We start from the raw sequence: 25,633 nt of genomic DNA, 5'->3' as shown, positions 1-25,633 counted from the left end.
CACGCGGTCGCACCTTGCGACGACAAGGAGGTTGCCGTGCGCCAGGAACTCGCCAAAACACTTACCTATCTCAGCATCCACCTGACCATCGGCTTCACGGTCGCCTATCTGATGACCGGCAGCTGGCAGATCGCCGGCGGCATCGCGATCATCGAGCCGTGCATCAACGCGGTGGCGTTCTTTTTCCATGAACGCGCCTGGAAGTTCGACTGGGCGGCCTGGAAGCGCGACCGCTCGCTCCCCGTCTGAAAAGCGAGAGGTGCGGCGGGCGGTTGCCGTGCTACACAGGCGCAAACCAGCTCTGGGGAGTGCCTGACATGCGCGAATATCTGAAATTCTACATCGATGGCGCCTGGGTCGATCCAGCCAAGCCTGCGCAGATCGATGTCATCAATCCCGCCACGGAAGCGGTGGCCGGTGTCATCTCGATGGGCAGCGCCGGCGATGCCGATCGCGCCGTGATGGCGGCACGCAAGGCCTTCCCCGCCTATTCGCAGACCAGCCGCGCCGACCGGATCGAGCTGCTGCAGAACATCCTGGCGAAGTACCAGGAGCGTTTCGCCGAGATCGCTGCGGCGATCACCGAGGAAATGGGCGCACCCGGCTGGCTCGCCATGCAGGCGCAGGCCGCGATCGGCGTCGGGCACCTGATGACCGGCATCGAGGTGCTTAAGAACTACAAGTTCGAGGAACTGCGCGGTTCGACGCTGATCACCCATGAGCCGATCGGCGTCTGCGCCTTCATCACGCCGTGGAACTGGCCGATCAACCAGATCGCCTGCAAGGTCGTGCCCGCCATCGCCACCGGCTGCACGATGGTGCTGAAGCCGTCCGAAATCGCGCCGTTCTCGGCGATCCTGTGGGCCGAAGTGCTGCATGACGCGGGCGTGCCGGCCGGCGTTTTCAACCTCGTCAACGGCGATGGCCCGACGGTCGGCGCCGCGCTGTCGTCGCATCCGGAGGTCGACATGGTGAGCTTCACCGGCAGCACCCGCGCCGGCATCGAAGTCGCCAAGAACGCCGCGCCGACGGTCAAGCGCGTCCACCAGGAACTGGGCGGCAAGTCGCCCAACATCATCCTCGATGACGCAGATTTGCAGCATGCGGTGAGCGGCGGCGTGAAGTCTGTGATGATGAACAGCGGCCAGTCGTGCAATGCGCCGACCCGGATGCTGGTGCCGGCCGCCAAGATGGAAGCCGCCAAGGCGATCGCCAAGGCCGCTGCCGAAGCCACGACCGTGGGCTCGCCCGACGGCAATGCCGCGATGGGGCCGGTGGTCAGCGAGACGCAATGGACCAAGATCCAGGGCCTGATCCAGAAGGGCATCGACGAAGGCGCGACGCTGGTCACCGGCGGCACCGGCCGGCCGGACGGGCTCGACAAGGGCTATTATGTCAAGCCGACGATCTTTGCCGATGTGTCGAACGACATGACGATCGCGCGGGAAGAAATCTTCGGTCCGGTGCTGGCAATGCTGCCGTACCAGAGCGAGGAACAGGCCGTCGCCATCGCCAACGACACCGTCTACGGCCTTGCCGGCTATATCTCCGGCGAACCCGAGCACGCCCGCAAGGTGGCCCGCCAGCTGCGCACCGGCCAGGTCAACATCAACCAGGCCCAGGGCGACATGATGGCGCCCTTCGGCGGCTACAAGCAGTCGGGCAACGGGCGCGAGTGGGGCGACCATGCGTTCACCGATTTCCTCGAAACGAAGGCGATCATCGGCTGGGGCGCGGCGGAAGCGGCGGAATAGGCCGCAGCGCGGACTCGCGCCAGGCCGGCCGGCGGGGCAGGCGGCCTTGCCGACCGAACCCGTCTGACGCGCGGGCTTTGCCCGCGCCTGTCTTTCGCGCTTGAACAGGGAACAATCATGACCATCCACACGAAAATCTGCGACCTGCTCGGCGTCGAGCATCCCGTTCTCCTCGCCGGCATGGGCGGGGTGTCCTATGCCGAGGTCTGCGCCGCGGTCAGCGCGGCCGGCGGCTTCGGCTCGCTGGGCATGGCCGGCGTTTCGCCGCGCGGCATCGCCGAGCAGATGGCGCGGGTGCGCGACCTGACCGACAAGCCGTTCGGCGTCGATTTGCTGACCGCCCAGCCCGAATCGCTGACCGCCAGCGTCGATGTCATCATCAAGGGCGGCGCCAAGGCGTTCATCGCCGGGCTGGGGGTTCCGGTCGCCATCGTCGAGCAGCTGAAGCAGGCCGGCGTCATCGTCATGTGCATGGCCGGCAATGTCCGCCATGCGGTGAAGGCGGCGGAGGCCGGCTGCGACGTCATCATCGCGCAAGGGACAGAGGCCGGCGGGCATACCGGCAGCGTCGCGTCGGTGGCGCTGTGGCCGCAGGTTGTCGATGCCGTCGATATCCCGGTGGTGGCGGCCGGCGGGCTGTTCGACGGCCGCGGGCTGGCGGCGGCGCTGGCGTTCGGCTGCACCGGCGTCTGGATGGGCACGCGCTTCATCGCCAGCGTCGAGGCGCATGCCGGCCAGCCCTACAAGGACGCCATCGTCGCGATGAGCGAGAGCGACACCGTCATCAGCAAGGTGTTCACCGGCAAGACGCTGCGCGCCATCGCCAATGAATCTACCCGCGAGTTCGAAGGCAAGGAGGCCAAGCCGTTCTTTGCCCAGGTCGCCGAATCGGTCGAACTCAACCGGCTCGGCCCGATCGCCGGCGTCGTCGACAATGTCGATCCGGCGCGCCAGTGCCTGGCAGCCGGGCAGGGCGGCGGCGCCATCCACGACATATTGCCGGCCGGCGACATCGTGCGGCGGATCATGGCGGAGGCCGAGGCAGTGCTGCGCCAGATGCCGCGCCCCGCATGATGCGACGCCTGCCGATGGCCGTCCTGTTGCTGGCGCTGCCGGGGATGGCGGCGGCGCAGGGGCGAACGGCGTTTCATGCCGGGCCGGTGTTCACCGATTTCGCGCCGATCGCCACGATCAGGAGCGACGTGACGGTGCCCGCCGGCACCCGGTTCAAGGTCGCCTTCGACGTGTCGGACGCCGCCGCGCCGGGTGACCTCAGCCGCGCCATCGAGACGGCGGCGCGGTTCATCAACCAGCACGTCGACGCCGGCGTGCTGCTGTCCGCAATCAGCGTTGCCGTCGTGGTCCATGGCGCAGCGCCCGACGACCTGTTGCAGTCCGCCGCCTATGCCGACCGCCATGCCGGCAAGGCGAATGGCAGCGCGAACGCCATCGCGCAGATGATCGGCAAGGGAGTCGTCTTCCACCTCTGCGGGCAATCGGCAGCGTCGCGCGGGATCACCGACAACGAACTGCTGCCGGGCGTGAAGATGTCTATTTCGGCGATGAGCAGCCATGCGCTGCTGCAACGGTCAGGCTATACGCTCAACCCGTTCTGATCAGCGTGCCTTGAGGCTCGGGGCGATGCGTGCGGCTTCCGACGCTGTCGTGTCCGCCGACGGCACCCCGGAATCGACATTGCCGCGGGCGGCGCGGTGGATGGCCTTGCGGATGCGTGGATAGGTGCCGCACCGGCAGAGGTTGGTGATCGTCGCGTCGATGTCGGCGTCGCTCGGCTGGGGGGTGTCCTTCAGCAGCGCCGCCACCGCCATGATCATGCCCGACTGGCAGTAACCGCATTGCGGCACCTGCTCGGCGATCCAGGCCTGTTGCACGACATGGCTGCGATCGTCGGACAGACCTTCGATGGTCGTCACGAAGGTGCCCTCGATGCTGCCGATCGGCACCTGGCAGCTGCGTTGCGCCTTGCCGTCGATATGGACGGTACAGGCGCCGCAAAGCCCGGCGCCGCAGCCATATTTGGTGCCGGTCAGGTTCGACGCATCGCGCAGCGCCCAAAGCAGGGGCGTTTCGGGCGGCATCTTGAAATGCACAGGATTGCCGTTGACGGTGAACTTGGTCATCGATGGTGCCTTATGCTGGCGGTGCCGGCCCGCTCCCCCACCCGACCACCCACAGCGTACACTGGAATGGGTGGCCGGGCGGGGGAGCGGGCCGGCACCGAACATCGACTACCCGAAAGGAATCTTCCATGGAACTCACCACCCTCGATTATCGTGTCGACGGCGCCATCGCCCGGGTGACGATGAAGCGGCCGGACGAGCTCAACACGATGAACAAGGCCTTCTGGAACGAGCTGATCGACGTCTTTGCCGCCATCGACGCCGACATGCGGGTCCGTGCCGTCATCATCGCCTCGACCGGGCGGCACTTCACCGCGGGGCTGGACCTCGGCATGGCGGCGGCCAGCCTGGGCGGCGGCGCGCCGGCTGATCCGGGCCGGGCACGCGAGTCCTTCCGGCGCCACGTCAAGCAGATGCAGGAAACCTTTAACGTCGTCGATCGCTGCCGCGTGCCGGTGATCGCCGTGGTCCAGGGAGGCTGCATCGGTGGCGGCGTCGATTTCGTCACCGCCTGCGACATGCGCATCTGCACCGAGAATGCATTCTTCACCGTCCAGGAGGTCAACATTGCCATCGTCGCCGATGTCGGCACGCTGCAGCGCATCCCGCATCTGCTGCCCCAGGGCCTGATCCGCGAGCTCGCCTATACCGGCCGGCGTTTTCCGGCTGCCGAGGCGAAGCAATATGGCTTCGTCAACGCCGTCACCGCCGACCATGAGGCGGCGCTGGCAGCGGCGGAGGCGATGGCGCAGCAGATCGCCGCCAAGTCGCCGCTGGTCATCGCCGGCATCAAGCAGGTGCTCAACGAGGGCCGCAGCCAGACCATCGAGCAGGGCCTCGAATATGTCGCCGTCTGGAACGCCGGGATGCTGCAGGGCGACGATGTGCCCAATGCGGTTAAGGCGCAGATGGCCAAGCAGGAGGCGGTTTTCGCCGACCTTCGGGCCTGACCCGCCGCACCCCGCGACACATCACCCGCTTGCTCCTTGCGCTGCATCGCGCCATAGGGGCGCATTCCTTGCCGGACGACTGGTTCGGCTGATTTTGTCATGGGGCCATGATGCGCAATCTCCAGCGCCTGCTGTTGCCGTTCCTGATCGCGCTGGCGCCGCTGCCGGCGCTTGCGCAATCGGATGCGCCCGCCGCGGCGCCCGTCGTCGCGGTCACCACCGCCGAGGTGCCGACCGCCGGTCCGTCCTATGTCCCGGCCGAGGCCGGCTTTGGCCAGCCGCGCGGCAGCTATGACCTGCAGACGCCGGTCACGCCGATCGCCCGCGAGGCGCAGGCCATGGCCAATGGCGTGCTCAACCCGCTGATGGCGGCGACGGCGATCTTCGTGCTGATCCTGCTGATGTGGACGGTGTTCCGCTTCCGCGCTTCCGCCAACCCGGTTGCGTCTAAGACCAGCCACAACACCGTTGTCGAAGTTGTCTGGACAGTGGTGCCGGTGCTGATCCTCGTGTGGATCGCGGTGCCGTCGTTCCGCCTGCTCGCCAACCAGTACAGCCCGCCGGCGGCAGACCTGACGATCAAGGCGACCGGCCACCAGTGGTATTGGGAATATGAATATCCCGATCAGGGCGGTTTCAGCTTCGATGCCGTCATGCTGACCAAGGCCGAGGCCGAACAGCGCAAGTCGCCCGACCTGCTCGATACCGACAATCGCATCGTCGTGCCGGTCGGCTCCGTCGTGAAGGTGTTGACGACGTCGGCCGATGTCATCCACAGCTTTGCCGTGCCCAGCTTTTGGGTGAAGATGGACGCCGTGCCGGGCCGGGTGAACGAAACCTGGTTCAAGGTCGAGCGCCCGGGCGTCTATTTCGGCCAGTGTTCGGAGTTGTGCGGCACCAAGCACGCCTTTATGCCGATCGCCGTCGAGGCGGTGTCGCGGGAGCGTTTCGCCGCCTGGGTCGCCGCCAAGCAGCAGGAGAACGGGATCACGCCGCCGGGTGCGGAGGCCGCGACCGTTGGCCAGGCGCCGCCGGCAACCGGCGCTGCGCCGCTGCCCACCGCCCCCGGCGTCACGCCCGCCGCGACCCCCGAAGCGCCCAAGCCCACACCCGTCGCCGCTGCCGGCACCACCACTCCCGCCGCCTGAAGAGGGACCTGACATGGCAACCCCGAGCGCACTCGTCGGTCACGCTGACCACGCGCACGACCATCACGACGATCACAAGCTGGGCTTTGTCCAGCGCTGGCTGTTCTCGACCAATCACAAGGATATCGGGACGCTGTACCTGATCTTCGCGATCATCGCCGGGACCATCGGCGGCGCGATCTCGGGCATCATGCGCCTCGAACTGGCGCAGCCGGGCATCCAGTATCTGACCTTCTTCACCCAGGGCAATCTGGACGCCTCCTATCACCTGTGGAACGTGTTCATCACCGCCCACGGCCTGATCATGGTGTTCTTCACCGTCATGCCGGCGATGATCGGCGGCTTCGGCAACTGGTTCGTGCCGATCATGATCGGTGCGCCCGACATGGCGTTCCCGCGCATGAACAATGTGTCGTTCTGGCTGCTGGTCCCGTCGTTCGCGCTGCTCTGCGGCTCGATGTTCGTCGAGGGGCCCGCCGGCTTCAACGGTGCCGGCACCGGCTGGACGGTCTATCCGCCGCTGTCGACCTCGGGTCATCCGGGGCCGGCGGTCGACATGGCCATCCTGTCGCTGCACATCGCCGGCGCCTCGTCGATCCTGGGCGCCATCAACTTCATTACCACCATTCTCAACATGCGCGCGCCGGGCATGACCCTGCACAAGATGCCGCTGTTCGTCTGGTCGGTGCTGGTCACCGCCTTCCTGCTGCTGCTGTCGCTGCCGGTCCTCGCGGGCGCCATCACCATGCTGCTGACCGACCGCAACTTCGGCACCCACTTCTTCACGGCCGACGGCGGTGGTGATCCGGTGCTTTACCAGCACTTGTTCTGGTTCTTCGGTCACCCCGAGGTGTACATCCTCATCCTGCCCGGATTCGGCATGGTCTCGCAGATCATTTCGACCTTCTCGAAAAAGCCGGTGTTCGGTTACCTGGGCATGGCCTACGCAATGGTCGCCATCGGCTTCATCGGGTTCCTCGTCTGGGCCCACCACATGTTCACCGCCGGCCTCGACGTAAATACCAAGATGTATTTCACTGCTGCCACCATGATCATCGCGGTGCCGACCGGCATCAAGATCTTCTCGTGGATCGCGACAATGTGGGGCGGCTCGCTGTCCTTCCCCACCCCGATGCTGTGGGCGATCGGCTTCATCTTCATGTTCACCGTCGGTGGCGTGACGGGTGTCATCCTGGCCAATGCCGGTGTCGACACCTATTTCCACGACACTTATTACGTCGTCGCGCACTTCCACTATGTGCTGTCGCTCGGCGCCGTGTTCGCGATCTTTGCCGGCTTCTACTACTGGTTCGGCAAGATGACGGGCAAGCCGTACAACGAGTTCCTCGGCAAGCTGCACTTCTGGGTGTTCTTCATCGGTGTGAACGTGATGTTCTTCCCGATGCACTTCCTCGGCCAGGACGGCATGCCGCGGCGCATCCCCGACTATCCGGCGCAGTTCGCCCAGTACAACCAGATCGCCAGCTACGGTTATGCGATCATGGCGGTCGGCATGCTGATCTTCTTCGTCAACCTCGCCGTCAGCCTGCTCGGCAAGCGCCGCGTCGAGGGCAATTACTGGGGCGAAGGTGCGACGACGCTGGAGTGGACCCTGTCCTCGCCGCCGCCGTTCCACCAGTTCGAGACCCTGCCGGTCATAAAGTAAGGACCGGCAGCATGATGCCCCGGCGTGCGTTCCTGCGCGCCGGGGGCAATGCATAGAGTGACCCGCGTTCCATGACGACCTCGACCCCCTTTGCGACCGCGCCGGTGACGGCTTTTGCGGAATGGCGCGACTATTTCGCGCTGCTGAAGCCGCGGGTGATGACGTTGGTGGTGTTCACCGCCGCCTGCGCGATGGTCGCGGCGCCGGGCACGATCCACCCGTTCCTGGGCTTTGTCGCCATCCTGTGCATCGCCGTCGCCGCCGGCGCGTCGGGTGCGCTCAACCAGTGGTATGAATCCGATATCGATGCGTTGATGAAGCGCACGGCGAACCGTCCGCTGCCCGCCGGAAAGATGGAGCGGCCGGAGGCGCTGGCGTTCGGCGTCGTCCTCAGCATTGCGTCGGTCACGATCATGGGCCTGGCGGTGAACTGGGTCGCCGCCTTCTGGCTCGCCGTCTCGGTGTTGTTCTACGTCATGGTCTACACCGTCTGGCTAAAGCGTCGGACCCCGCAGAACATCGTCATCGGCGGCGCCGCCGGCGCCTTTCCGGTCATCGTCGGCTGGGCCGCGGTCACGGGCGACACATCGCTGCTGCCCTGGCTGCTGTTCGCCATCATTTTCCTGTGGACGCCGCCGCATTTCTGGGCACTCGCGCTGTTCATGGAGGCCGATTATTCCAAGGCCGGCGTGCCGATGCTGCCGGTGACCCATGGCCTGTCGCACACCCGTGGCCAGATCCTGGCCTATACGCTGCTGCTGGTGCCGGTTTCCATCGCCCCGGCGGTGCTCGGGCTGACCGGCTGGGCCTATGGCGGCACCGCGGTGACGCTGGGCGGCCTGTTCCTGTGGATGGCGTGGAAGGTCTCGCGCGGCACGGCCGAGGCCGCCGCCGATATGGCCGATGAAAAACAGCTGTTCAAGTTCAGCCTGTTGTATCTTGCCTGCCTGTTCGGCGCGCTGGTCGCCGACCGCCTGTTGCTGGCATGAGCGCCGGCTGGACCCCTGCCGAAAAGGCGGCATTCGACGCCCGTCGCAAGTCGCGCAACATGGCGCTCGGGCTCTTGCTCGGTGCTCTGGTGCTGCTGTTCTTCGGCATCACGGTCGTCCGCATGGCGCCGGGGCTGCAGAACGGCAAGCCGCAGCCGGGTCCGACCCTTGCCGCGCCCGCCTCCCAGGCCAGACCATGACCGATCTCGCCCTCCGCGCCCGTCGCCGCACCGCGCTGCTGGCCGCCGGCATTGCGCTGGCGATGATCGGCCTCGCTTATGCCAGCGTGCCGCTGTACCGGCTGTTCTGCCAGGCGACAGGCTTTGGCGGCACGACAGGCCGGGCCGAGGCATCGGCACTGCCCGACGCGCAGGCGCTGCGCGCGCTTGGTGGCCGGACCATCAAGATCCGCTTCGATTCGAATACCGCGCCGGGCATGACCTGGAAATTCCAGCCGCGCGACCGCGAGCAGACGATTGCTATCGGCGAAAAGCGCCTGGCTTTCTATCGCGCCACGTCGACCGCCGGCACCGCCACGACCGGCCGCGCCATCTTCAACGTGTCGCCGGACACCGCCGGGCAGTATTTCCGCAAGATCGAGTGTTTCTGCTTCACCGAACAGACGCTGGCTGCCGGCGAAACCGTCGAGATGCCGGTGACATTCTTCGTCGATCCGGCGATCCTCGATGACCCGGATGCGAGGAAGATCGACGAGATCACGCTGAGCTACACCTTCTACCCGGTGGACAATCCGGCCCCAAAGCCGCTAAGCGCCGCTGCAACCAAAATTGAAAACAAGGGCTAGGGCTGATGGCCGCCGGCAAGACCCACGATTATCATATCCTTAACCCGTCGCCGTGGCCGATCGCCATGTCGTTCGCGTCGCTGGTGCTCGCTGCCGGCGGTATCGGCTGGATGCACGAACTGGCCTGGGGCATGCCGGTGTTCTTCCTCGGCCTCGCCGGGGTGATCGCCATGTTCTTTTTCTGGTGGGCGAGTGTCGTCAACGAAGCCAACACCGGCGACCATACCCCCGTCGTCCAGCTGCACCACCGCTATGGCATGATCCTGTTCATCGCCTCGGAAGTCATGTTCTTCGTCGCCTGGTTCTGGGCCTATTTCAATGCGGCGCTGTACCCCAAGCTGCATGAAGGCATCGATGGCGTCTGGCCGCCCAAGGGTATCGAAGTGCTCGATCCCTTCGTCTTCCCGCTGATGAACACGTTGATTCTGCTGCTGTCGGGCACCACCGTCACCTGGGCGCATCACGCGCTGATCCATGGCGATCGCAAGGGCCTGAAGCAGGGCCTGTGGCTGACCATCGTGCTCGGGATCATCTTCAGCTGCATCCAGGCCTATGAGTATCACCACGCCAGCTTCGGCATCGCCGGCGACATCTATGGCGCGTCCTTCTACATGGCGACCGGGTTCCACGGCTTCCATGTCATCGTCGGCACCATCTTCCTCGCCGTATGCCTGGCACGCGTCTATAAGGGTGACTTCACCCCGCGGCAGCATTTCGGCTTCGAAGCCGCGGCCTGGTACTGGCATTTCGTCGACGTCGTCTGGCTGTTCCTGTTCATCTCCATCTATGTCTGGGGATCGAAGTTCGGTGCCGCCGTGGTCCACAACGCCTTTGGCTGACGGCCCGCCTCCGGCAGCGGCGCCGACGCCGCTGCGGGTGGCGATCGGCGGTTGTTGCCCCCGCTGCGGCCGGGGCCGGTTGTTCGGCAGTCTGATCGGCTTTGCACCGCAGTGCACGAATTGCGGTCTCGACTATCTTGCGTTCAACGTCGGTGACGGTGCGGCAAGCTTCCTCATCCTCATCATCGGCGCCATCGTCACCGGGCTCGCCATGTGGCTGGAGCTGTCGGTCGAGCCGGCCTGGTATGTCCATGTGCTGCTCTGGGTGCCGCTGACGCTGGTGCTGACCCTGGCGATGCTGCGTTTCAGCAAGGCGCTGCTGCTCGCGCTGGAATATCGCCACGAGGCGCGCCAGGGCCGGCTGTGAAGCGCGGGCTGGTCTTCCCGACGTTGCTGACCGCCGTGATGCTCGCCGTGCTGGTCAGTCTCGGTGCGTGGCAGCTCGATCGCCGGGTCTGGAAGCAGGCGCTGCTGGCAAAACTCGCCGCGGCGCCGGAACAACCGCTGCTGACGCCGGCCGATTATTATCTGTCGATGATCGGCAAGAAGAGCGTCCAGTATCGACGTGCCGAGCTGCCATGTTCTCCGGGCGACGTGCTGCCCTATGATCTGAAGGGCGGTACCAGCATCGGCGGTGTCCCCGGTTACCTGCTGCTGGTGTCGTGCCGGCCGAACCGCAAGCCGCCCGACATCGTCGCCGTGGCGGGCTGGACCCGGCGGCCCGATGCGGCGGCGATCCCGGTCCACGTCGACACGGTGTTTCGCGGCCTGATCATCGAGCGGCCCTATGGCAAGGCACCCGACCGGCCGCAGTTCATGCTGATTCCCGACACCGCCGTGCCGCCGCTGCAGCGGTCGCAATTGCCGGCCGCGGACAGCGTGCCCGACAATCACCTGTCCTATGCGGTGCAATGGTTCGGGCTCGCTGCCGTGCTGGCGGCGATCTATGCGATCTGGCTGCGGCGACGGCTGCAGGCCGCTCCGGGTGGGGAAACGGTTGCCGCCGTGTCCCCGCACCGTTAATCGCTCACTTCATGCGGTACATCTCAACGCGCGGCGCGGCCCCGGTTCTCGATTTCGAGGGCGTCACCCTTGCCGGCCTGGCCAGCGACGGCGGGCTGTACGTGCCGGAAACCTGGCCGCGTTTCGGCAAGACGGCGATCGCCGGCATGGCCGGGATGTCCTATGTCGAAACCGCGCTCCGCGTCTGCGCGCCGTTCGTCGGCCCGGCGATGGCAGAGGCCGAGCTGCGCGACCTGCTGACCCGCGCCTATGCCGGCTTCGACCATGCCGCGGTGACGCCGCTGGTCCAGCTCGACCAGCGCCACTGGCTGCTGGAACTGTTCCACGGGCCGACGCTGGCGTTCAAGGACGTCGCGATGCAGGCGCTCGGGTTGTTTTTCGAGGCGTTTCTCGCCCGCTCGGGCCGGCATGTCACCATTGTCGGTGCCACCTCCGGCGACACCGGTTCGGCGGCGATCAACGCGCTCGCCGGCCGCGACGGGGTCGAGGTGTTCATGCTCCACCCCCAGGGCCGCGTATCGGACGTGCAGCGCCGCCAGATGACGACGGTGCTGGCGCCCAACATCCACAATATCGCCATCGAGGGCAATTTCGACGACGCCCAGGCGCTGGTGAAGGCGATGTTCAACGATCGCGACTTTGCCGGGCGTTTCTCGCTGTCGGCGGTCAATTCGATCAACTGGGCGCGGCTGATGCTGCAGGTGGTCTATTATTTCTACACGGCGGTCAGGCTGGGCGCGCCCGAGCACCCGGTCAGCTTTTCGGTGCCGACGGGCAATTTCGGCGATGTCTTTGCCGGTTATGTGGCGCGCCAGATGGGCCTGCCGATCGACCGGCTGATCGTTGCCACCAATGAAAACGACATACTGCACCGCGCGCTGACGCTCGGCGACTATTCCGCCGGCGTCGTCAAGCCGACGGCGTCGCCATCGATGGACATCCAGGTCAGCAGCAATTTCGAACGGCTGCTGTTCGACCTGGCGGGCCGTGACGGCAGCGCCACCGCGGCGATGATGCGCGGGTTCGAATCGGCGCGGGCGCTGTCGATCTCGGCCGGGCAACGCGCCGGCGCCGCGCTGGCGTTCGACAGTGCCCGCATCGACAGCGATACGATGGCGCAGACGATCCGCTGGGCGCGCGACAAATGCGGGCAGGTGATCGATCCGCACACCGCCATCGGGCTGGCCGCGGCGCGGGCCTGCGGCGCCCCGGCACCGGTGGTGACGCTGGCCACCGCCCATCCGGCGAAATTCCCCGATGCCGTCGAGCGTGCCTGCGGCATCCGCCCGGCGCTGCCGACGCGCGTGCAGGGGCTGTTTGACCGTGAGGAACGCTATGTGACCCTGCCGGCCGAGCTGGCAGCCATCGAGGCCTATATCGCCGAGCTGGCGCGGCCGGCAGCCGTCGCCGCATGAAGACTCCCCAGATCGGCCATACGCGGCACGGCCTGCGCGTCGCCACCTGCGAGACGCCGGGCGTGGAGACCGTCGCCGTCGCCATCCACGCCGAAACCGGCGCCCGCTTCGAACGCGCCGAGGACAATGGGCTGGCGCATCTGTTCGAGCATATGGTGTTCAAGGGTACCGCCACCCGGAGTGCCCGTGCCATCGCCGAACAGGTCGAGGATGTCGGCGGCAGCCTCAACGCCTGGACGTCGCGCGACACCACGGTGTTCCACGCCCGGTTGCTGGCGCGCGACCTGCCGCTCGGCATCGATATCATCGCCGATCTCGTCACCAATCCGCGCTTCGACGACGACGACCTAGTGCGCGAAAAGGATGTCGTGCTGCAGGAACTGGGGGAGGCGCGCGACACGCCCGACGACATCGTCTTCGATCATTTGCAGGAAGCGGCATTCCCGGGCCAGGCGCTCGGCCGTTCGATCCTCGGCAGCGAGGATAGCCTTGGCCGTCTCACCGCCGACGACCTGCGGGCCTGGCTGGCGGCCCATTACGGCAACGACCGGCTGACGCTCGTCGTCGCGGGCAAGCTCGATCATGACGAGGTCATGCGGATCGCCGAGGCGGCGTTTCCCAACGGCGGCGGCGGTGCCCAGCCGGTGCCGGAGGTTGCGCACTTCGCCCCCGGCCAGTTCGCCGACCCGCGCAAGTTCGAACAGGCGCAGCTAACCGCGGGCTATCCGGCGCCGGGCCATTACGATGCCAGCCATGACGCGGCGGCGCTGTTCACCCTGGCGGCCGGTGGCGGCATGTCGTCCCGGCTGTTCCAGGAAGTGCGGGAAGCGCGCGGCCTCGCCTATTCGATCAGTGCGGCGACGACCCCCTATGCCGACGCCGGCCTGATGAGCGTTCATGCCGCGACGGCGCGCAAGGATGCGGCGCGGGCGCGCGACCTGATCGACCGAGTGCTGGCGGAAACGGCCGAATCGCTCGACACCGCCGAACTGGCGCGGGCCAAGGCGCAGGCCGTGGCCTCGCTGCTGATGGCGCTGGAAAGCCCGCAGGGGCAGGGCGACTATCTGGCACGCCAGCTGCTCGTTCATGGCCGCTGGGTGCCGGCATCGGAAGTGGTGACCCGCATCGAGGCGGTGACCGTCGATGCGGCGCGCGCCGCCGGTCGCGCCATGCTCGCCCATGCCCCGGCACGGGCGGAGATCGGCGCCGTCGCGAAGGCGACAAAAGCTGGTGTCGCAAAGATGACGAAGAAGGCGGCGTGACGAGCCTGCAGGTCCTGGTGACCGAAGCCTGGGACGATTATGCGCTCCTCGATTCGGGTGACGGCCGCAAGCTGGAACGTTATGGCCCCTATCGCTTCATCAGGCCCGAGGCGCAGGCGCTATGGCGTCCGCAAAGCGCTGAATGGAAGGCCGATGGCGAGTTCACCGGCGGCCGCGACGATGAAGGCGGTGGCCGCTGGGATCTCGAATATCACGTTCCCGAACGCTGGACGCTGGCGCGGGGGCCGGTGCGGTTCGCGGCAACAAACACGCCGTTCCGCCACCTGGGCTTTTTTCCCGACATGGGCGCGCAATGGGACTGGATGCGCGTGCGGACGGTGCCCGGCGCCCGCGTTCTCAACATGTTCGGCTACACCGGCGTCGGCAGCCTGATCGCCGCCGAGGCCGGCGCGCAGGTGACGCATGTCGATGCGAGCAAGAAGGCGGTGGCGTCGGCGCGCGACAACGCCGCGCTGTCGGGCCTGACCGATGCGCCGGTGCGCTGGCTGACCGACGACGCATTGAAGTTCATGCGGCGCGAGGTCCGGCGCGGCAGCAAATATGACGGCATCCTGCTCGATCCGCCGAAATACGGCCGCGGCCCCGATGGCGAGATCTGGTCGCTGGAGCGTGACCTGCCCGAGCTGATGCACCTGGCGCGGCAGTTGCTCAGCGACAATGCCGCCCTTCTGGTGCTCACCGTCTACGCCATCCGCATGTCGGCGCTCGCCATCCATGCGCTGATGGACGAGGTCATGGCCGGCGCCGGCGGGCACATCGCCAGCGGCGACATGGCGATCCGCGAGGACGGCCGCGGGCTGTTGCTGCCGACGGCGATCTTCAGCCGCTGGGCCGCCACCTGAGCCGTCAAGGCTTGCGCCGGAACGCCCAGACCAGCGCGGCCAGGCTGGTGACAATGGTGGCAAGGCCGATAAGCAATGACTGATCGAGGATAATCATACGCGACTCCAATGCCGCAATTGTTCCTCTTTTGTTCTTTGTAGGACAGGGCCAATGCGACGAACCGGCGTGCATGATGTCGCATCGAAAAATGTCGTGACCGACCCGCGTCGGCCACGACATGGCGATCAGCGCCGCGATCAATAGGCTGCCAGCACGCGGCCGATCTCGTCGCCTTTCGCGGCCTTCAATGCAGCGCACTGTCCCACCTGTTCCTTGGCCTGCGACAGCTCGAGCTCACCGCCGCCGATCGTCTTCAGCTTGGGGCGGACCATGGCCTCGATCCGGCCGGCCGCCGCCGTATCGCAATAGCCGCGATACAGGCCGATGATCGAGGTGCGCGAAAAGCCCGGATAGCTTTCCATCACCCGCGTGAAATTGGCGTTGACGAAGTCCACCGTGGCATCGCGGGCCGCGGGCTGGCTGCCCAGCATGCCGATGGTACGAACGGTCTCCAGCGACTGTACGCCGGGGACCAGCGCCAGCCGTTGCGCCGCCGCGACCGCCGCCGGGCTGTCGGCCATGCCGATGGCGACGCTCGCCTGCGCCCGGAACAACGGGTCGTCGGAGGCGATCATGCGCTTCGACAGGCTTTCCATGAAGGGCACGCCGCCTTCCTGCACGGCGACCGCGAGCGCAACCTGCCGATAGCTCGGTTCGATCGCCGCATTGTCACCGCCAAGATAGGCTCTGGCCGCCGCAACCAGCTTCGAGCGTGTGGCCGCATCGCGCGCCTCCAGCGCCATCAGCGACACCAGCGAGGCCCGCAGCAACTGCTGTTGCATTGCATCGCCGGCATGGGCGGCGCGGCGCGGGTCGAAGCCCAGCGCCGCCAGTCGAGGCGCGTAGATCGCCGCCATCATCCGGCGATATTGCGGCCGCTGCGCCGGTGTCAGCAGCGTATCGCCGAGATCCTTCAGGTGATAGCCGATCGCGATCGCGGCAAGCCGTTCGGGATTGCCGGCCAGTGCCTTGGCGCCCCGCGCCACCGTGGCGAAATCGGTCTTGCCGGCAGCGAAGTCGGCCCACAGGCTGTCGGCGACCGCCATGGCATCGCGGCCGGGCAGGCTCGGGGCCGCGTCGATGAGCGCGTTCCAGCCGCCTGCAGGCGAAAAGCGGTAATAGCCGGCGCCGCCGGCATTGGGCATCAGCGCCAATTCGGTGCCGATCAGTGGTGGCAGCGTCGTCTCGGCCTTGTCGAACAGGGTACAGGTCCGCCCTTCGCCGCGCGACAGGCACATCGGGATCGACCAGGTCCGCTGCATGCGATCCGTCGCAACGCCGATCGGTACATAGCGTGACTGGCGCAGCCTGATGCCGTCGGGCCGGTCCTCGACGGTCACCACCGGTACGCCAGTCTGGTCGGTGAAGGTGCGCAGTGCCGGCACCAGCCGCGGATCGCCGGCCGCCTCGCCGACGGAGGCGAAGAAATCCTCGGCGCTGGCGTTGCCATGGGCGTGGCGCTGCATGTGGAGGCGGACGCCGGCGCGGAATTTTTCGGGGCCGACAAAGGCCTCGAACATCGACACCACCTGCGCCCCCTTGCGGTAGGTGATGCCGTCGAACGCGCTGGCGATCTGGTCGTTGCGATCGATGGTCTGGCGCATCGGCCGGCCGCGGCCGAGCGAATCGGTGTCCATCGCCTCGAAGGCGTCGGCGACCTCGCTGACGCCGATACCGAGATCGGGGCGCCACAGGTCGCCGACCTTGTTGCCCATCCACGAGGCAAAGCTTTCGTTGAGCCAGATGTCGGTCCACCAGGTCGGCGTCACCAGGTCGCCGAACCACTGGTGCGCCATCTCGTGCGCCGACACCTCGCCGAAGCCGCGCAACTGGCTGGGCGGCGCGTCGCTGTCGAGCAGGATCAGGTCGTCGGAATAAAGGATCAGCCCGGCATTTTCCATGGCGCCGCCCTGGATCGGGGAGGCGAGCGCATCGAGCTTTTCATAGGGGTAGGGGCTGCCGAAATAATCCTCGAGCAGCGCCAGCAGCTTGGGCGTCTCGCGCGCGGTGATCGCCATGCGCGGGGCCTGGCCCCGGGTGCCGATGACTCGGAAATCGAGCGGGCGCTTGCGCACGGCGTTCGGCGGCATGGTGGCCGACACCGTGTCGAACGGTCCGACGCCGATGGCGACGAGATAGGTCGGCAGCGGCTTGGTCGGCGCGAATTTGTGGACGGTCACTGCCCCCTTTGCCGTCGCCGAGACTTCGGGCGTGTTCGCAAAGGCCTTGGCACCGGTCGGCACCGTCAGCGTCACCGTGAACGGCGTCTTGAAGCCGGGCTCGTCGAAACCCGGGAACATGCGGCGCGCGTCGATCGGCTCCATCTGGGTCCAGGCGTACCAGTCATTGCCGACCTTGGCATGGAACAGCCCCTCGGCGCCGGTGCGAAAGCCGGCGGCATAGTCGATCGCAAAGGTGACCTTGCCCGCCGGCAGCGGCGTCGCGAGGTCGAGCCGGGCAACGCCGCTGCTGTCGACGTCGGCATAGCGGGCGGTGACCGTCCTGCCGCCGGCGGTGGCGGTGGCGCGCGTCACCTTGAGGTCGCGGCCGTGAAGGAACACCGTCGACGTCGCGGTCGCTAAGGTCGCATCGATTTCGGTGCGGCCGGTGAACCCCGCCTTGGACGGATCGACGGTGAGGTCGAGCCGATAGGCGGTCGGCGTGATGCCGGCAGGCAGCCGCCCGAGCGGCGGCGCCGGCGCGGCGGCGATGGCCAGTGCGGCCGACGTTGCAAGAAATGCGGACGCCAGGAATTTCATGGACAGAGCAGCCTTCAAGGACAAGGCCGCAACTTGCCCCGGCGGCAACGCCGGGACAAGGGCACGGCACCAACCGCGGGGAAAACTGTCACCCCGGCCTACGCCGGGGTGACCAGGTCAGAGTGAGCGACCGTTCCCTTAAAGAATGAACTTCGACAGATCGGTATCCCGTGCGATGGCGCCGAGCTCGCGTTCGACATAGGCGGCGTCGATCGTCACGGCCTCGCCGGCACGCTCGCTGGCGTCGAAGCTCAGCGATTCGAGCAGCTTTTCCATCACCGTCTGCAGTCGCCGGGCGCCGATGTTCTCGACCGCGTCGTTGACCTGGGCCGCGGTCCGCGCGATCGCATCGATGCCGTCGCCGGTCAGGCTCAGCGTGACGCCCTCGGTGCCGAGAAGCGCCGTGTACTGGCGGATCAGCGACGCCTCGGTATCGGTCAGGATGCGCTTGAAATCCTCATAGGTCAGGCCCTTCAGCTCGACGCGGATCGGCAGGCGGCCCTGCAGTTCGGGCAGCAGGTCGCTGGGCTTCGACACATGGAAAGCGCCCGACGCGATGAACAGGATATGGTCGGTCTTCACGGGGCCGTATTTGGTCGCGACGGTGGTACCCTCGATCAGCGGCAGCAGGTCGCGCTGCACACCCTCTCGGCTGACCGAGCCGCCGCGCACGTCGGAAACGGCGATCTTGTCGATCTCGTCGAGAAAAACGATGCCATTGGCCTCGGCGCTGCGCACGGCCTCGCGGGCGATGTCGTCGTCATCGAGCCGCTTGTCCGATTCCTCGGCGAGCAGCGCCTCCCAGGCGGCCTCCACCTTCATCTTGCGGCGCTTGGTGCGGCCGCCCATCGCCTTGCCGAGCATGTCGGACAGATTGATCATGCCGACCTGGCCGGGCTGCATGCCGGGCATCTCGAAAGCCGGCGGGTTGTCGGCAACTTCGATCTCGACCTCGCGGCCCTTCAAATCGCCGTTGCGAAAGCGGTCGCGAAACGCCAGCCGCGTCGCCTCGCTGGCGTCCTTGCCGACCAGCACGTCGAGCAGCCGGGCTTCGGCCGCGGCTTCGGCGGCGTCCTTGACCCCGGCGCGGCGGTTCTCGCGCACCAGCCGTATCGACTCCTCGACCAGGTCGCGGACGATCGAATCGACGTCGCGGCCGACATAACCGACCTCGGTGAACTTGGTCGCCTCGATCTTGAGGAACGGGGCGTTGGCGAGCTTGGCCAGCCGGCGACTGATCTCGGTCTTGCCGCAGCCGGTGGGCCCGATCATCAGGATGTTCTTGGGCGTGACCTCGTCGCGCAAATCGTCGCCGAGCCGCTGCCGGCGCCAGCGATTGCGAAGCGCGACGGCGACGGCCTTCTTGGCGTCATCCTGGCCGACGATATGGCGGTCGAGCGCGGCGACGATCTCGCGCGGGGTCAGGCCCGCTTCATCGGCTGCAACGGGGTTCATGACGTTCACTTGTCCTCTCCGGCCGCGATGGTTTCGACGGTCAGCTGGTCGTTGGTATAGATGCAAAGCTCGGCGGCGATTCCCATGGCGCGGCGCGCGATGTGCTCGGCATCATTGTCGGTGTCGGCCAGCGCCCGGGCGGCCGCCAGCGCATAATTGCCGCCGGACCCGATGGCGGCGACACCGCCCATCGGCTCCAGCACATCGCCGGTGCCGGTCAGCACAAGCGTCACGTCCTTGTCGGCGACGATCATCATCGCCTCCAGCCGGCGCAGATAGCGATCGGTGCGCCAGTCCTTGGCGAGTTCGACGGCGGCGCGGGTCAACTGGCCGGGATAACGCTCCAGCTTGGCCTCCAGCCGTTCGAACAGGGTAAAGGCATCGGCGGTGGCGCCGGCGAAGCCGCCGATGACAAGACCGCCGGGGCCGAGCCGGCGAACCTTCTTGGCATTGGGTTTCATCACGGTGTTGCCCATCGTCACCTGGCCATCGCCGGCGATGGTGACACGGCCGTTCTTGCGCACCGACACGATCGTCGTGCCGTGCCAATCGGGAAAATCTGCCATTTCGGGGAATGTGCTTTCGGTTGAATTTCGCTGTCCGCAGCGATGTAGGAAGGTTTCGGCCCGAGAAAAGACCTGCCAAAGCTGACGGCATGGTAACGGTTCGGGGCACCTGCTAAGCCCCGCCGATGGCAGCCCCCGGCACATTGATCGTCCATGATCTCGGCAGCGCGCGTTCGCGGCCGCCGCGCGGGCTGCTCGTCGAAATCTGGCACTGGTGCGGCAGGGCGTTCCTTGGGCTGGGCGGCTGGCGCATCGCGGGCGACTGGCCGGCGGATCACAAGGTCGTCGTTACCGCGGGGCCGCACACGTCGAACTGGGACGGCATCTGGATGATCGCCGCCGCGGCGAAATGGCGGATCCGCCTCAATTACATGGGCAAGAAGAGTCTCACCGAGGGGCCGTTGGGCGGCATCGTCAAATGGACAGGCTGCGTGCCGATCGACCGCACCAAGAGCAACGCCGTCGTGCAGAGCATGGTCGACGCCTTTGCCGAGGCCGACGACCTGGTGCTGGTGGTACCACCGGAGGGCACGCGTGACGCCGTCGACAAATGGAAGTCGGGTTTCTACCACATCGCCGTCGCCGCCGGCGTGCCGATCACCTTTGCGGTGATGGACTATGCGACTAAGACCGTCAGCCTGCCGGCGACGCTGTGGCCGAGCGGCGACTATGAGCGCGACCTGCCGATCATCCAGAGCTATTATGCGCCGGCGCGAGGGAAATACCCCGACAAGTTCGTGATGACCGGGCGGTAGCGCCCGAAATCAGGCGCGGCAGGCCTTTACCGTGGCCGGGTCGACCGGGGCGCCGGGCTTGAAGATCGCCAGATAGCCGGGTTTCAGGTCGGCGATCGAAACCAGGTCATAGCCGACCGCCTTGACCTCGCAGACCAGCATCGCCTTGGGCATGCCGTGCGCGTCTGTCGGCCGGTCGAGGTCGACGACGGCGATGCGGCCGCCCGGCTTCAGGCTGGCGCGCAGCTTGTAGAGCAGGGCATAGGGCTGGGCGATCTCGTGGTACATGTGGATCAGCAGCGCGGTGTCGACACTGCGCGGCGGCAGCCGGGGATCGATCGGCGAGCCGAGCACGAAGGCGACGTTCTTCAGGCCGGCGCGACGGACGCGCTGGCGCAGCTGCGCGACATAGGACGGCACGATGTCCTGGGCGATGACCTTGCCGCGCGGCCCCACCACCGGCGACACGCGGACGGTGTAATAGCCGCTGCCGGCGCCGATGTCGGCGACCGTCTGGCCGGGGCCGATACCGAGCAGGCGGATCACCCGCGCCGCCTCGCCCGCCCGGTCGCGACTGTCTTCGTTGGCCCAGGCCGGGCTGACGATCCGGGCGACATCGCGCTGGGGCAGGGGAAAGGCGACGGCCGGCACGGCGACCAGCAACGGGATGAGCAACAGGAGCGGGGACAAGATACGCATCGATATGGATTAGCCGGTCAGGCGCCGGCTGGCCATATGCATCAGGCGCGGCGGCGCCGCTTGTCCGCCATCGTGTCGGCACGCTTCGGCTCCGCGACACTGCCGCCGCTGACCGCCAGCTGCCGCCAGCGGTTCATCTGCGCCATGAACTGTCCAAGGTCGTTGCCCGACAGCTGCATGCCGCCGGTGAATTTCAGCTGCATCGGATTGATCACCCGGCCACGAAACCAGGTTTCGTAATGAAGATGCGGCCCTGTCGAAATGCCGGTGGAGCCGACATAGCCGATGACCTGGCCCTGGCCGACGCTTTGCCCGGCGCGCACCGCAAAGCGCGACAGATGGGCATAGGCGGTGTTCAACTCCTTGTTGTGCTTCAGCATGATATAGTTGCCATGGCCGCCGTGGCGCCCGGCAAAGCCAACGACGCCGCTGGCCGCGGCATAGATCGGGCTGCCCCAGGGGGCGCCGAAATCGACGCCCTGGTGCATGCGTGAATAGGCGAGCAGCGGGTGGAAGCGCATGCCGAAGCCCGATGTCAGCCGCGCGCCATCCACCGGCGTGCGCATCAAGCCCTTGCGGACGCTGTCGCCGCCGGCCCGGAAATACTGCGGCTTGCCGCCGAAATCCCAGCGTCCGATCTCGATCGGCTCCTTGCCGGTGCGCGACAGGCCGGCGAACAGCAGCTCGCCATGCCGGATGTCGCCGGTTTCGGCCTTGTCCTGGGCGATGACGATGTCGAAGCGTGCGCGCTTGTCGACGCCGTGCTGGAAATCGACGGCATAGCCCATCGTCTTCACATAGGCACTGGCCAGCCGCGCCGGGATGCCGGCGCCGCGCAGCGCGCGTTCGATATTGCCGCCGGCAAGGCCCTGGACGCGCAACGGCGTCGAATCGACGGCGATCGGGATCTTGCGGACGACGAGCGCGCCGTCCTGCCGGGCGACCGCCAGCCGCAGGTCGAAGGCGGCGCGAAAGCCGAGCAGTTCCAGCGGGCGGGGCACGCTGCGGGTTTCGCGGCGGCCGAGCACAATGTCCATGTCGGTGCCGCCGGGCAGCGAGCCGAGGTTGGTCAGCGGGCGCACCAGCGCGACGACGCCGGCGATATCGGCCTGGCCGACACCGGCGCGGCGCAGCACGCCTTCGAAGCTGTCGCGGGCATTGAGGCGTGCGGTCAGTTCCAGGCGCGGCCGCTCGGGCGCCTCGGCGAGCGGCTCGACGAGGCGGGCATTGGGGATGGGCTGGGCACCGGTGGCGCCGCCGCGCGCGAGCGGCGCAATCACCTGGGGCCGCACCATCTCGCGCTGCACGGGCGTCAGCAATTGGTAGGCCGGCTCCCGGATCGGCACCACGGCGCTGCCCAGCCACACGGCCGTGCCGCACAGCGCCGTGCAGGCGCCGAGCCCCAGCCACCAGGCCCGGCTGCCGATGGCATCACCGAGATCCAGCGACAGTTCGGTGCCGAGGCCGATACCTTCATAACCGCGGTCACGGCGGGCGACAAAAGCGCGCCAATCGGGTGTGGCAAAGCGGCGCGGACCGGCACGCGACAACGGTACCGCAAGCGCGGCCGCCCCGTTTGCGGCATGCAATTCCGGCTGGAACAAGCGTGTTTCCCCCACGGGCCGTCCAATACAATGGAATCCTTGAATCATTCGGACGGCCTGTGTCAATCCTGCAACGCCGCCGGAAATGCGACATGCGACGAGGCGATGGTCTTTGAACGGTCACTTGAATCACGCGTTGTTGCATGCGAGTCTTCCGATCACAGGCGATTTGCAAAGGACGCGATGCGCGGACAGCAAACCAGTCCACGGCCATCCACAGCCCCTGCGGGCCGGTTGCCGCCGCCTTGCACAAACCCCAGATTGACCGGGTGACGACACGTCCGATCTTTGCCGCTGCTTCGGCCCGCACCCCGGGCCGCAACGCCGGTGCCGGCATTTCCTCGGCGAATGTCACCGCCGTGCTCGGGCCGACCAACACCGGCAAGACACATCTCGCGGTCGAACGGCTGTGCGGCCATGCCAGCGGTATCATCGGTTTCCCGCTGCGCCTGCTGGCGCGCGAGGTCTATGAAAAGGTCGTCGCCATCAAGGGCGAGAAGCTGGTCGCGCTGATCACCGGCGAGGAAAAGATCGTGCCCGAAGGCGCGCGCTACTTCCTGTGCACGGTCGAATCGATGCCCGCCGACCGGGAAGTGGCGTTCGTCGCCATCGATGAGGGCCAGGTCGCCGCCGATCCCGAACGTGGGCATGTCTTTACCGACCGGCTGCTCCACGCCCGCGGCTATGCCGAAACGATGATCCTCGGCTCCGAAACGCTGCGGCCGCTGATCAGGAAGCTGCTGCCCGACGCCGAGATCATCACCCGCCCGCGTTTCTCGACGCTGAGTTATGCCGGGTCCAAAAAGCTGTCGCGGCTGCCGCGCCGCTGCGCCATCGTCGCCTTCACCGCAACGGAAGTCTATGCGCTGGCGGAGATGCTGCGCCGGCAAAAGGGCGGCGCCGCCGTCGTCATGGGCAGCCTGTCTCCGCGAACCCGAAACGCCCAGGTCGCGATGTACCAGTCGGGCGAGGTCGATTATCTTGTCGCCACCGATGCCATCGGCATGGGGCTCAACATGGATATCGCCCATGTCGCCTTTGCGTCGCTGGGCAAGTTCGATGGCCGCCGCCAGCGCCGGCTGATGCTGTCGGAAATGGCGCAGATCGCCGGCCGCGCCGGGCGCTACCAGAAGGACGGCACCTTCGGCACGGTGCAGCTCGGCACCGCGGCGGCAGCAGCCTTCACGCCCGAGGAGATCGAGGGGCTGGAGGGCCATCGCTTCGAAGCGCTCGAGCATCTCGTCTGGCGCAATACCGAGCTCGATTTCAACACGCTGCCCCGGCTGATCGGCGCGCTCGACGCGCGGCCGCCGCGGGTCGAACTTCAGCGCGGCGACGACGCGATCGACCTGGCCGTGCTGAAACGGCTGGCCGGGGAGCCCTGGGTAATGGAGCGCACCCCCGGCCCGCGCGGCGTCTCGCGGCTGTGGGCGGCGTGCGGCCTGCCGGATTATCGCAAGACCGGGGCGGAGCAGCATGCGCGCCTCGTCGGCCGCGTCTTCCGCCATCTGTCCGAAGGCGACGGCAAGCTGCCCGAGGCCTGGATCGCCAGTGAGCTGGCGCATCTCGATCGCGTCACCGGCGATGTCGAGACGCTCGCCGACCGCATCGCCGGCGCGCGCACCTGGACCTATGTCGCGCATCGCCCCGACTGGCTGGCCGATGCACCGCATTGGGCGGAACGCACCCGTGCCGTCGAGGATCGCCTGTCGGACGCGCTGCACGCCGCGCTGACCCAGCGTTTCGTCGATCGCCGCACCGCCGTGCTGCTGCGCGACCTGAAGGCGCGTGGCCAGGACCAGCGCGTCGAGATCGACCCCGACGGGTCGGTCGCGGTCGAAGGCGAAGTCATCGGCCGGCTCGACGGCTTCCGCTTCACCGTCGACCAGCAGGCGCGTGCCGGCGAACAGCGGCTGCTGCTGGCGGCGGCCGAACGCTATCTGGTCAAGGAACTGGCGCGGCGCGCCGCGCTGCTGGGCGAGGCCGGCGACGATGCATTCGGGCTCGATTTCACCGGGCGCATGCCGCCGCGCCTGCTGTGGAACGGTGCCCGGGTCGGCGCGCTGCGCAAGGGCCGCGACGCGATGACGCCGCGGCTGGAGCTCGACCGCTCGCTTGCCAGCCTGTCGATCGACGATCGCCGCCGGGTCGCGGCGCGGCTGGAGCAATGGTTTGCGGCAGCGCTGGCACGCGAGCTGGGCCCGCTGGTACGGCTGGCGGCGCTGCGCGACCAGGTCTCGCCGGTGGCGCGCGGTCTGATCGTGCGCCTCATCGAAACGCTGGGCGCACTGAAGCGCGGTGATGCCGGCGACCAGGTCGAGGCGCTGCCCCGCGCCGACCGGCAGGCGCTGACCGCCGCCGGCGTGCGGCTGGGCGTCGTCCATGTCTTTGTGGCGGCAGCCTTGCGGCCCGAACCGACGCGCTGGCGGCTGGCGCTGTGGGCGGTGTGGAACGAGATCGCCGCACTGCCGCCGCTGCCCCAGCCCGGCCGGGTCAGCATCGCCGCCGACGACGGCCTGCCGCCGGGCTTTGTCGAGGCTGCCGGTTTCTGGCGCATCGGCAGCGAGGCGGTGCGCATCGACATGGTCGATCGGCTGGCGCGTGCCATCCATGGCCGGCGCGAGGGCCGGGCACCGTTCATCCCCGATCCCAATTGGGCCGCTTCGGCCGGGCTGACCCGCGACGGGCTGGCGCGGCTGATGCGCGCCCTTGGTTATCGCCTGCAGCTCGTCGATGGCGCAGCGCATTTCGCCTGGCGCGGCCATCGCCGCCCGGCACCCCCCAACGATGTCGCCAGCGCCGCCGGGACGCTGCCGACTTCGCCGTTTTCCATCCTGGCGAGCATGAAGGGCAGGTAGCAT

The 25,633-nt window shown here is 67.3% G+C and carries 25 protein-coding genes; 18 read left to right on the top strand and 7 right to left on the bottom strand.

Going from position 1 to position 25,633, the window contains the following annotated elements; genetic code table 11:
- Nucleotides 1-36: 36 nt before the first annotated feature.
- The 4 genes from ACP7AI_RS15080 to ACP7AI_RS15065 all read left to right on the top strand — a co-directional run bounded on the left by ACP7AI_RS15080 (nt 37) and on the right by ACP7AI_RS15065 (nt 3,370).
- Nucleotides 37-249 carry a DUF2061 domain-containing protein gene (locus ACP7AI_RS15080; RefSeq protein ID WP_426169043.1) on the top strand — a complete coding sequence of 71 codons (213 nt, stop codon included), beginning with the start codon at nt 37-39 and terminating at the stop codon, nt 247-249.
- 68 nt (nt 250-317) lie between these two features.
- The gene (locus ACP7AI_RS15075; protein ID WP_426169041.1) at nt 318-1,754 is read left to right on the top strand and encodes an aldehyde dehydrogenase family protein; all 1,437 of its coding nucleotides are present in this window, start codon (nt 318-320) and stop codon (nt 1,752-1,754) included.
- Nucleotides 1,755-1,871: 117 nt separating this feature from the next.
- Entirely contained in the window at nt 1,872-2,828 is a 957-nt protein-coding gene (locus ACP7AI_RS15070; RefSeq protein WP_426169039.1) for an NAD(P)H-dependent flavin oxidoreductase, read from the top strand.
- Complete coding sequence (locus ACP7AI_RS15065; protein ID WP_426169036.1) at nt 2,825-3,370, top strand: DsrE family protein; 546 nt, start codon at nt 2,825-2,827, stop codon at nt 3,368-3,370. The genes ACP7AI_RS15070 and ACP7AI_RS15065 overlap by 4 nt, the downstream gene beginning before the upstream one ends.
- On the opposite strand, the gene ACP7AI_RS15060 is transcribed toward ACP7AI_RS15065, so the two are convergent.
- Complete coding sequence (locus tag ACP7AI_RS15060) at nt 3,371-3,895, bottom strand: (2Fe-2S)-binding protein (protein ID WP_426169034.1); 525 nt, start codon at nt 3,893-3,895, stop codon at nt 3,371-3,373.
- A 128-nt stretch (nt 3,896-4,023) separates the two neighbouring features.
- Between ACP7AI_RS15060 and ACP7AI_RS15055 the strand changes: the two genes are divergently transcribed.
- From ACP7AI_RS15055 to ACP7AI_RS15000, 12 genes are all read left to right on the top strand, one after another.
- Nucleotides 4,024-4,845 (top strand): crotonase/enoyl-CoA hydratase family protein, encoded by an 822-nt coding sequence (locus ACP7AI_RS15055; RefSeq protein WP_426169032.1) that lies wholly within the window; start codon nt 4,024-4,026, stop codon nt 4,843-4,845.
- A 107-nt stretch (nt 4,846-4,952) separates the two neighbouring features.
- A complete protein-coding gene (coxB, locus tag ACP7AI_RS15050) occupies nt 4,953-5,993 on the top strand; it encodes a cytochrome c oxidase subunit II (RefSeq protein ID WP_426169029.1) in 1,041 nt (346 codons plus the stop codon).
- Nucleotides 5,994-6,006: 13 nt separating this feature from the next.
- Nucleotides 6,007-7,659 (top strand): cytochrome c oxidase subunit I, encoded by a 1,653-nt coding sequence (gene ctaD / locus ACP7AI_RS15045; RefSeq protein WP_426169026.1) that lies wholly within the window; start codon nt 6,007-6,009, stop codon nt 7,657-7,659.
- A gap of 71 nt (nt 7,660-7,730) precedes the next feature.
- Entirely contained in the window at nt 7,731-8,648 is a 918-nt protein-coding gene (locus ACP7AI_RS15040; RefSeq protein ID WP_426169024.1) for a heme o synthase, read from the top strand.
- Nucleotides 8,645-8,848, top strand: a complete 204-nt coding sequence (locus ACP7AI_RS15035; RefSeq protein ID WP_426169021.1) for a hypothetical protein — start codon at nt 8,645-8,647, stop codon at nt 8,846-8,848. Before ACP7AI_RS15040 ends, ACP7AI_RS15035 begins: the two co-directional genes overlap by 4 nt.
- Nucleotides 8,845-9,453, top strand: a complete 609-nt coding sequence (locus tag ACP7AI_RS15030; protein ID WP_426169019.1) for a cytochrome c oxidase assembly protein — start codon at nt 8,845-8,847, stop codon at nt 9,451-9,453. The genes ACP7AI_RS15035 and ACP7AI_RS15030 overlap by 4 nt, the downstream gene beginning before the upstream one ends.
- Nucleotides 9,454-9,458: 5 nt before the next feature.
- Entirely contained in the window at nt 9,459-10,292 is an 834-nt protein-coding gene (locus tag ACP7AI_RS15025; protein WP_426169016.1) for a cytochrome c oxidase subunit 3, read from the top strand.
- A gap of 79 nt (nt 10,293-10,371) precedes the next feature.
- Entirely contained in the window at nt 10,372-10,659 is a 288-nt protein-coding gene (locus ACP7AI_RS15020) for a DUF983 domain-containing protein (RefSeq protein ID WP_426169014.1), read from the top strand.
- Entirely contained in the window at nt 10,656-11,315 is a 660-nt protein-coding gene (locus tag ACP7AI_RS15015) for an SURF1 family cytochrome oxidase biogenesis protein (RefSeq protein ID WP_426169011.1), read from the top strand. The genes ACP7AI_RS15020 and ACP7AI_RS15015 overlap by 4 nt, the downstream gene beginning before the upstream one ends.
- Before the next feature lie 11 nt (nt 11,316-11,326).
- Nucleotides 11,327-12,730 carry a threonine synthase gene (gene thrC / locus ACP7AI_RS15010; protein WP_426169009.1) on the top strand — a complete coding sequence of 468 codons (1,404 nt, stop codon included), beginning with the start codon at nt 11,327-11,329 and terminating at the stop codon, nt 12,728-12,730.
- Nucleotides 12,727-13,992: a M16 family metallopeptidase gene (locus ACP7AI_RS15005; protein ID WP_426169006.1), complete on the top strand. Its 1,266-nt coding sequence runs from the start codon at nt 12,727-12,729 to the stop codon at nt 13,990-13,992. The genes thrC and ACP7AI_RS15005 overlap by 4 nt, the downstream gene beginning before the upstream one ends.
- Nucleotides 13,989-14,855: a class I SAM-dependent methyltransferase gene (locus ACP7AI_RS15000; RefSeq protein WP_426169003.1), complete on the top strand. Its 867-nt coding sequence runs from the start codon at nt 13,989-13,991 to the stop codon at nt 14,853-14,855. Before ACP7AI_RS15005 ends, ACP7AI_RS15000 begins: the two co-directional genes overlap by 4 nt.
- A gap of 4 nt (nt 14,856-14,859) precedes the next feature.
- Here the strand turns inward: ACP7AI_RS15000 and ACP7AI_RS14995 are convergent, their stop codons facing one another.
- From ACP7AI_RS14995 to hslV, 4 genes are all read right to left on the bottom strand, one after another.
- Nucleotides 14,860-15,096, bottom strand: a complete 237-nt coding sequence (locus ACP7AI_RS14995; protein WP_426169000.1) for a hypothetical protein — start codon at nt 15,094-15,096, stop codon at nt 14,860-14,862.
- Nucleotides 15,093-17,714 carry a M1 family metallopeptidase gene (locus tag ACP7AI_RS14990; protein WP_426168998.1) on the bottom strand — a complete coding sequence of 874 codons (2,622 nt, stop codon included), beginning with the start codon at nt 17,712-17,714 and terminating at the stop codon, nt 15,093-15,095. Before ACP7AI_RS14990 ends, ACP7AI_RS14995 begins: the two co-directional genes overlap by 4 nt.
- Before the next feature lie 138 nt (nt 17,715-17,852).
- Nucleotides 17,853-19,169, bottom strand: a complete 1,317-nt coding sequence (hslU, locus tag ACP7AI_RS14985; RefSeq protein WP_426168995.1) for an ATP-dependent protease ATPase subunit HslU — start codon at nt 19,167-19,169, stop codon at nt 17,853-17,855.
- 5 nt (nt 19,170-19,174) lie between these two features.
- The gene (hslV, locus tag ACP7AI_RS14980) at nt 19,175-19,735 is read right to left on the bottom strand and encodes an ATP-dependent protease subunit HslV (RefSeq protein ID WP_426168993.1); all 561 of its coding nucleotides are present in this window, start codon (nt 19,733-19,735) and stop codon (nt 19,175-19,177) included.
- A gap of 125 nt (nt 19,736-19,860) precedes the next feature.
- Here hslV and ACP7AI_RS14975 point away from each other — a divergent pair, with 125 nt between their 5' ends.
- Nucleotides 19,861-20,490 (top strand): 1-acyl-sn-glycerol-3-phosphate acyltransferase, encoded by a 630-nt coding sequence (locus ACP7AI_RS14975; protein ID WP_426168991.1) that lies wholly within the window; start codon nt 19,861-19,863, stop codon nt 20,488-20,490.
- A gap of 9 nt (nt 20,491-20,499) precedes the next feature.
- Here the strand turns inward: ACP7AI_RS14975 and ACP7AI_RS14970 are convergent, their stop codons facing one another.
- Both ACP7AI_RS14970 and ACP7AI_RS14965 read right to left on the bottom strand, forming a co-directional pair.
- Nucleotides 20,500-21,168, bottom strand: coding sequence for a class I SAM-dependent methyltransferase (locus ACP7AI_RS14970; RefSeq protein ID WP_426168988.1), 669 nt, complete (start codon nt 21,166-21,168; stop codon nt 20,500-20,502).
- A 41-nt stretch (nt 21,169-21,209) separates the two neighbouring features.
- A complete protein-coding gene (locus ACP7AI_RS14965; protein ID WP_426168986.1) occupies nt 21,210-22,718 on the bottom strand; it encodes a M23 family metallopeptidase in 1,509 nt (502 codons plus the stop codon).
- 389 nt (nt 22,719-23,107) lie between these two features.
- On the opposite strand from ACP7AI_RS14965, the gene ACP7AI_RS14960 reads away from it, so the two are divergent.
- Nucleotides 23,108-25,630: a helicase-related protein gene (locus tag ACP7AI_RS14960; protein WP_426170148.1), complete on the top strand. Its 2,523-nt coding sequence runs from the start codon at nt 23,108-23,110 to the stop codon at nt 25,628-25,630.
- The last annotated feature ends 3 nt before the right edge of the window (nt 25,631-25,633 follow it).

Origin of the sequence: Sandarakinorhabdus sp. DWP1-3-1, assembly GCF_049896705.1 — a bacterium.
Classification (GTDB): Bacteria; Pseudomonadota; Alphaproteobacteria; order Sphingomonadales; family Sphingomonadaceae; genus Sandarakinorhabdus.
This window is presented reverse-complemented; position numbering and strand designations above follow the sequence as displayed.

Excerpts from the sequence above, each read along its gene's own strand:
- ctaD (WP_426169026.1), top strand. The coding sequence starts at position 6,007 with ATGGCAACCCCGAGCGCACTCGTCGGTCACGCTGACCACGCGCACGAC.
- ACP7AI_RS15005 (WP_426169006.1), top strand. The coding sequence starts at position 12,727 with ATGAAGACTCCCCAGATCGGCCATACGCGGCACGGCCTGCGCGTCGCC.
- ACP7AI_RS15060 (WP_426169034.1), bottom strand. The coding sequence starts at position 3,895 with ATGACCAAGTTCACCGTCAACGGCAATCCTGTGCATTTCAAGATGCCG.
- ACP7AI_RS15025 (WP_426169016.1), top strand. The coding sequence starts at position 9,459 with ATGGCCGCCGGCAAGACCCACGATTATCATATCCTTAACCCGTCGCCG.
- ACP7AI_RS15040 (WP_426169024.1), top strand. The coding sequence starts at position 7,731 with ATGACGACCTCGACCCCCTTTGCGACCGCGCCGGTGACGGCTTTTGCG.
- ACP7AI_RS15035 (WP_426169021.1), top strand. The coding sequence starts at position 8,645 with ATGAGCGCCGGCTGGACCCCTGCCGAAAAGGCGGCATTCGACGCCCGT.
- ACP7AI_RS15075 (WP_426169041.1), top strand. The coding sequence starts at position 318 with ATGCGCGAATATCTGAAATTCTACATCGATGGCGCCTGGGTCGATCCA.
- ACP7AI_RS14975 (WP_426168991.1), top strand. The coding sequence starts at position 19,861 with ATGGCAGCCCCCGGCACATTGATCGTCCATGATCTCGGCAGCGCGCGT.
- coxB (WP_426169029.1), top strand. The coding sequence starts at position 4,953 with ATGATGCGCAATCTCCAGCGCCTGCTGTTGCCGTTCCTGATCGCGCTG.
- ACP7AI_RS15070 (WP_426169039.1), top strand. The coding sequence starts at position 1,872 with ATGACCATCCACACGAAAATCTGCGACCTGCTCGGCGTCGAGCATCCC.
- hslU (WP_426168995.1), bottom strand. The coding sequence starts at position 19,169 with ATGAACCCCGTTGCAGCCGATGAAGCGGGCCTGACCCCGCGCGAGATC.
- thrC (WP_426169009.1), top strand. The coding sequence starts at position 11,327 with ATGCGGTACATCTCAACGCGCGGCGCGGCCCCGGTTCTCGATTTCGAG.
- ACP7AI_RS15030 (WP_426169019.1), top strand. The coding sequence starts at position 8,845 with ATGACCGATCTCGCCCTCCGCGCCCGTCGCCGCACCGCGCTGCTGGCC.
- ACP7AI_RS14970 (WP_426168988.1), bottom strand. The coding sequence starts at position 21,168 with ATGCGTATCTTGTCCCCGCTCCTGTTGCTCATCCCGTTGCTGGTCGCC.
- ACP7AI_RS15065 (WP_426169036.1), top strand. The coding sequence starts at position 2,825 with ATGATGCGACGCCTGCCGATGGCCGTCCTGTTGCTGGCGCTGCCGGGG.
- ACP7AI_RS15055 (WP_426169032.1), top strand. The coding sequence starts at position 4,024 with ATGGAACTCACCACCCTCGATTATCGTGTCGACGGCGCCATCGCCCGG.
- hslV (WP_426168993.1), bottom strand. The coding sequence starts at position 19,735 with ATGGCAGATTTTCCCGATTGGCACGGCACGACGATCGTGTCGGTGCGC.
- ACP7AI_RS14990 (WP_426168998.1), bottom strand. The coding sequence starts at position 17,714 with ATGAAATTCCTGGCGTCCGCATTTCTTGCAACGTCGGCCGCACTGGCC.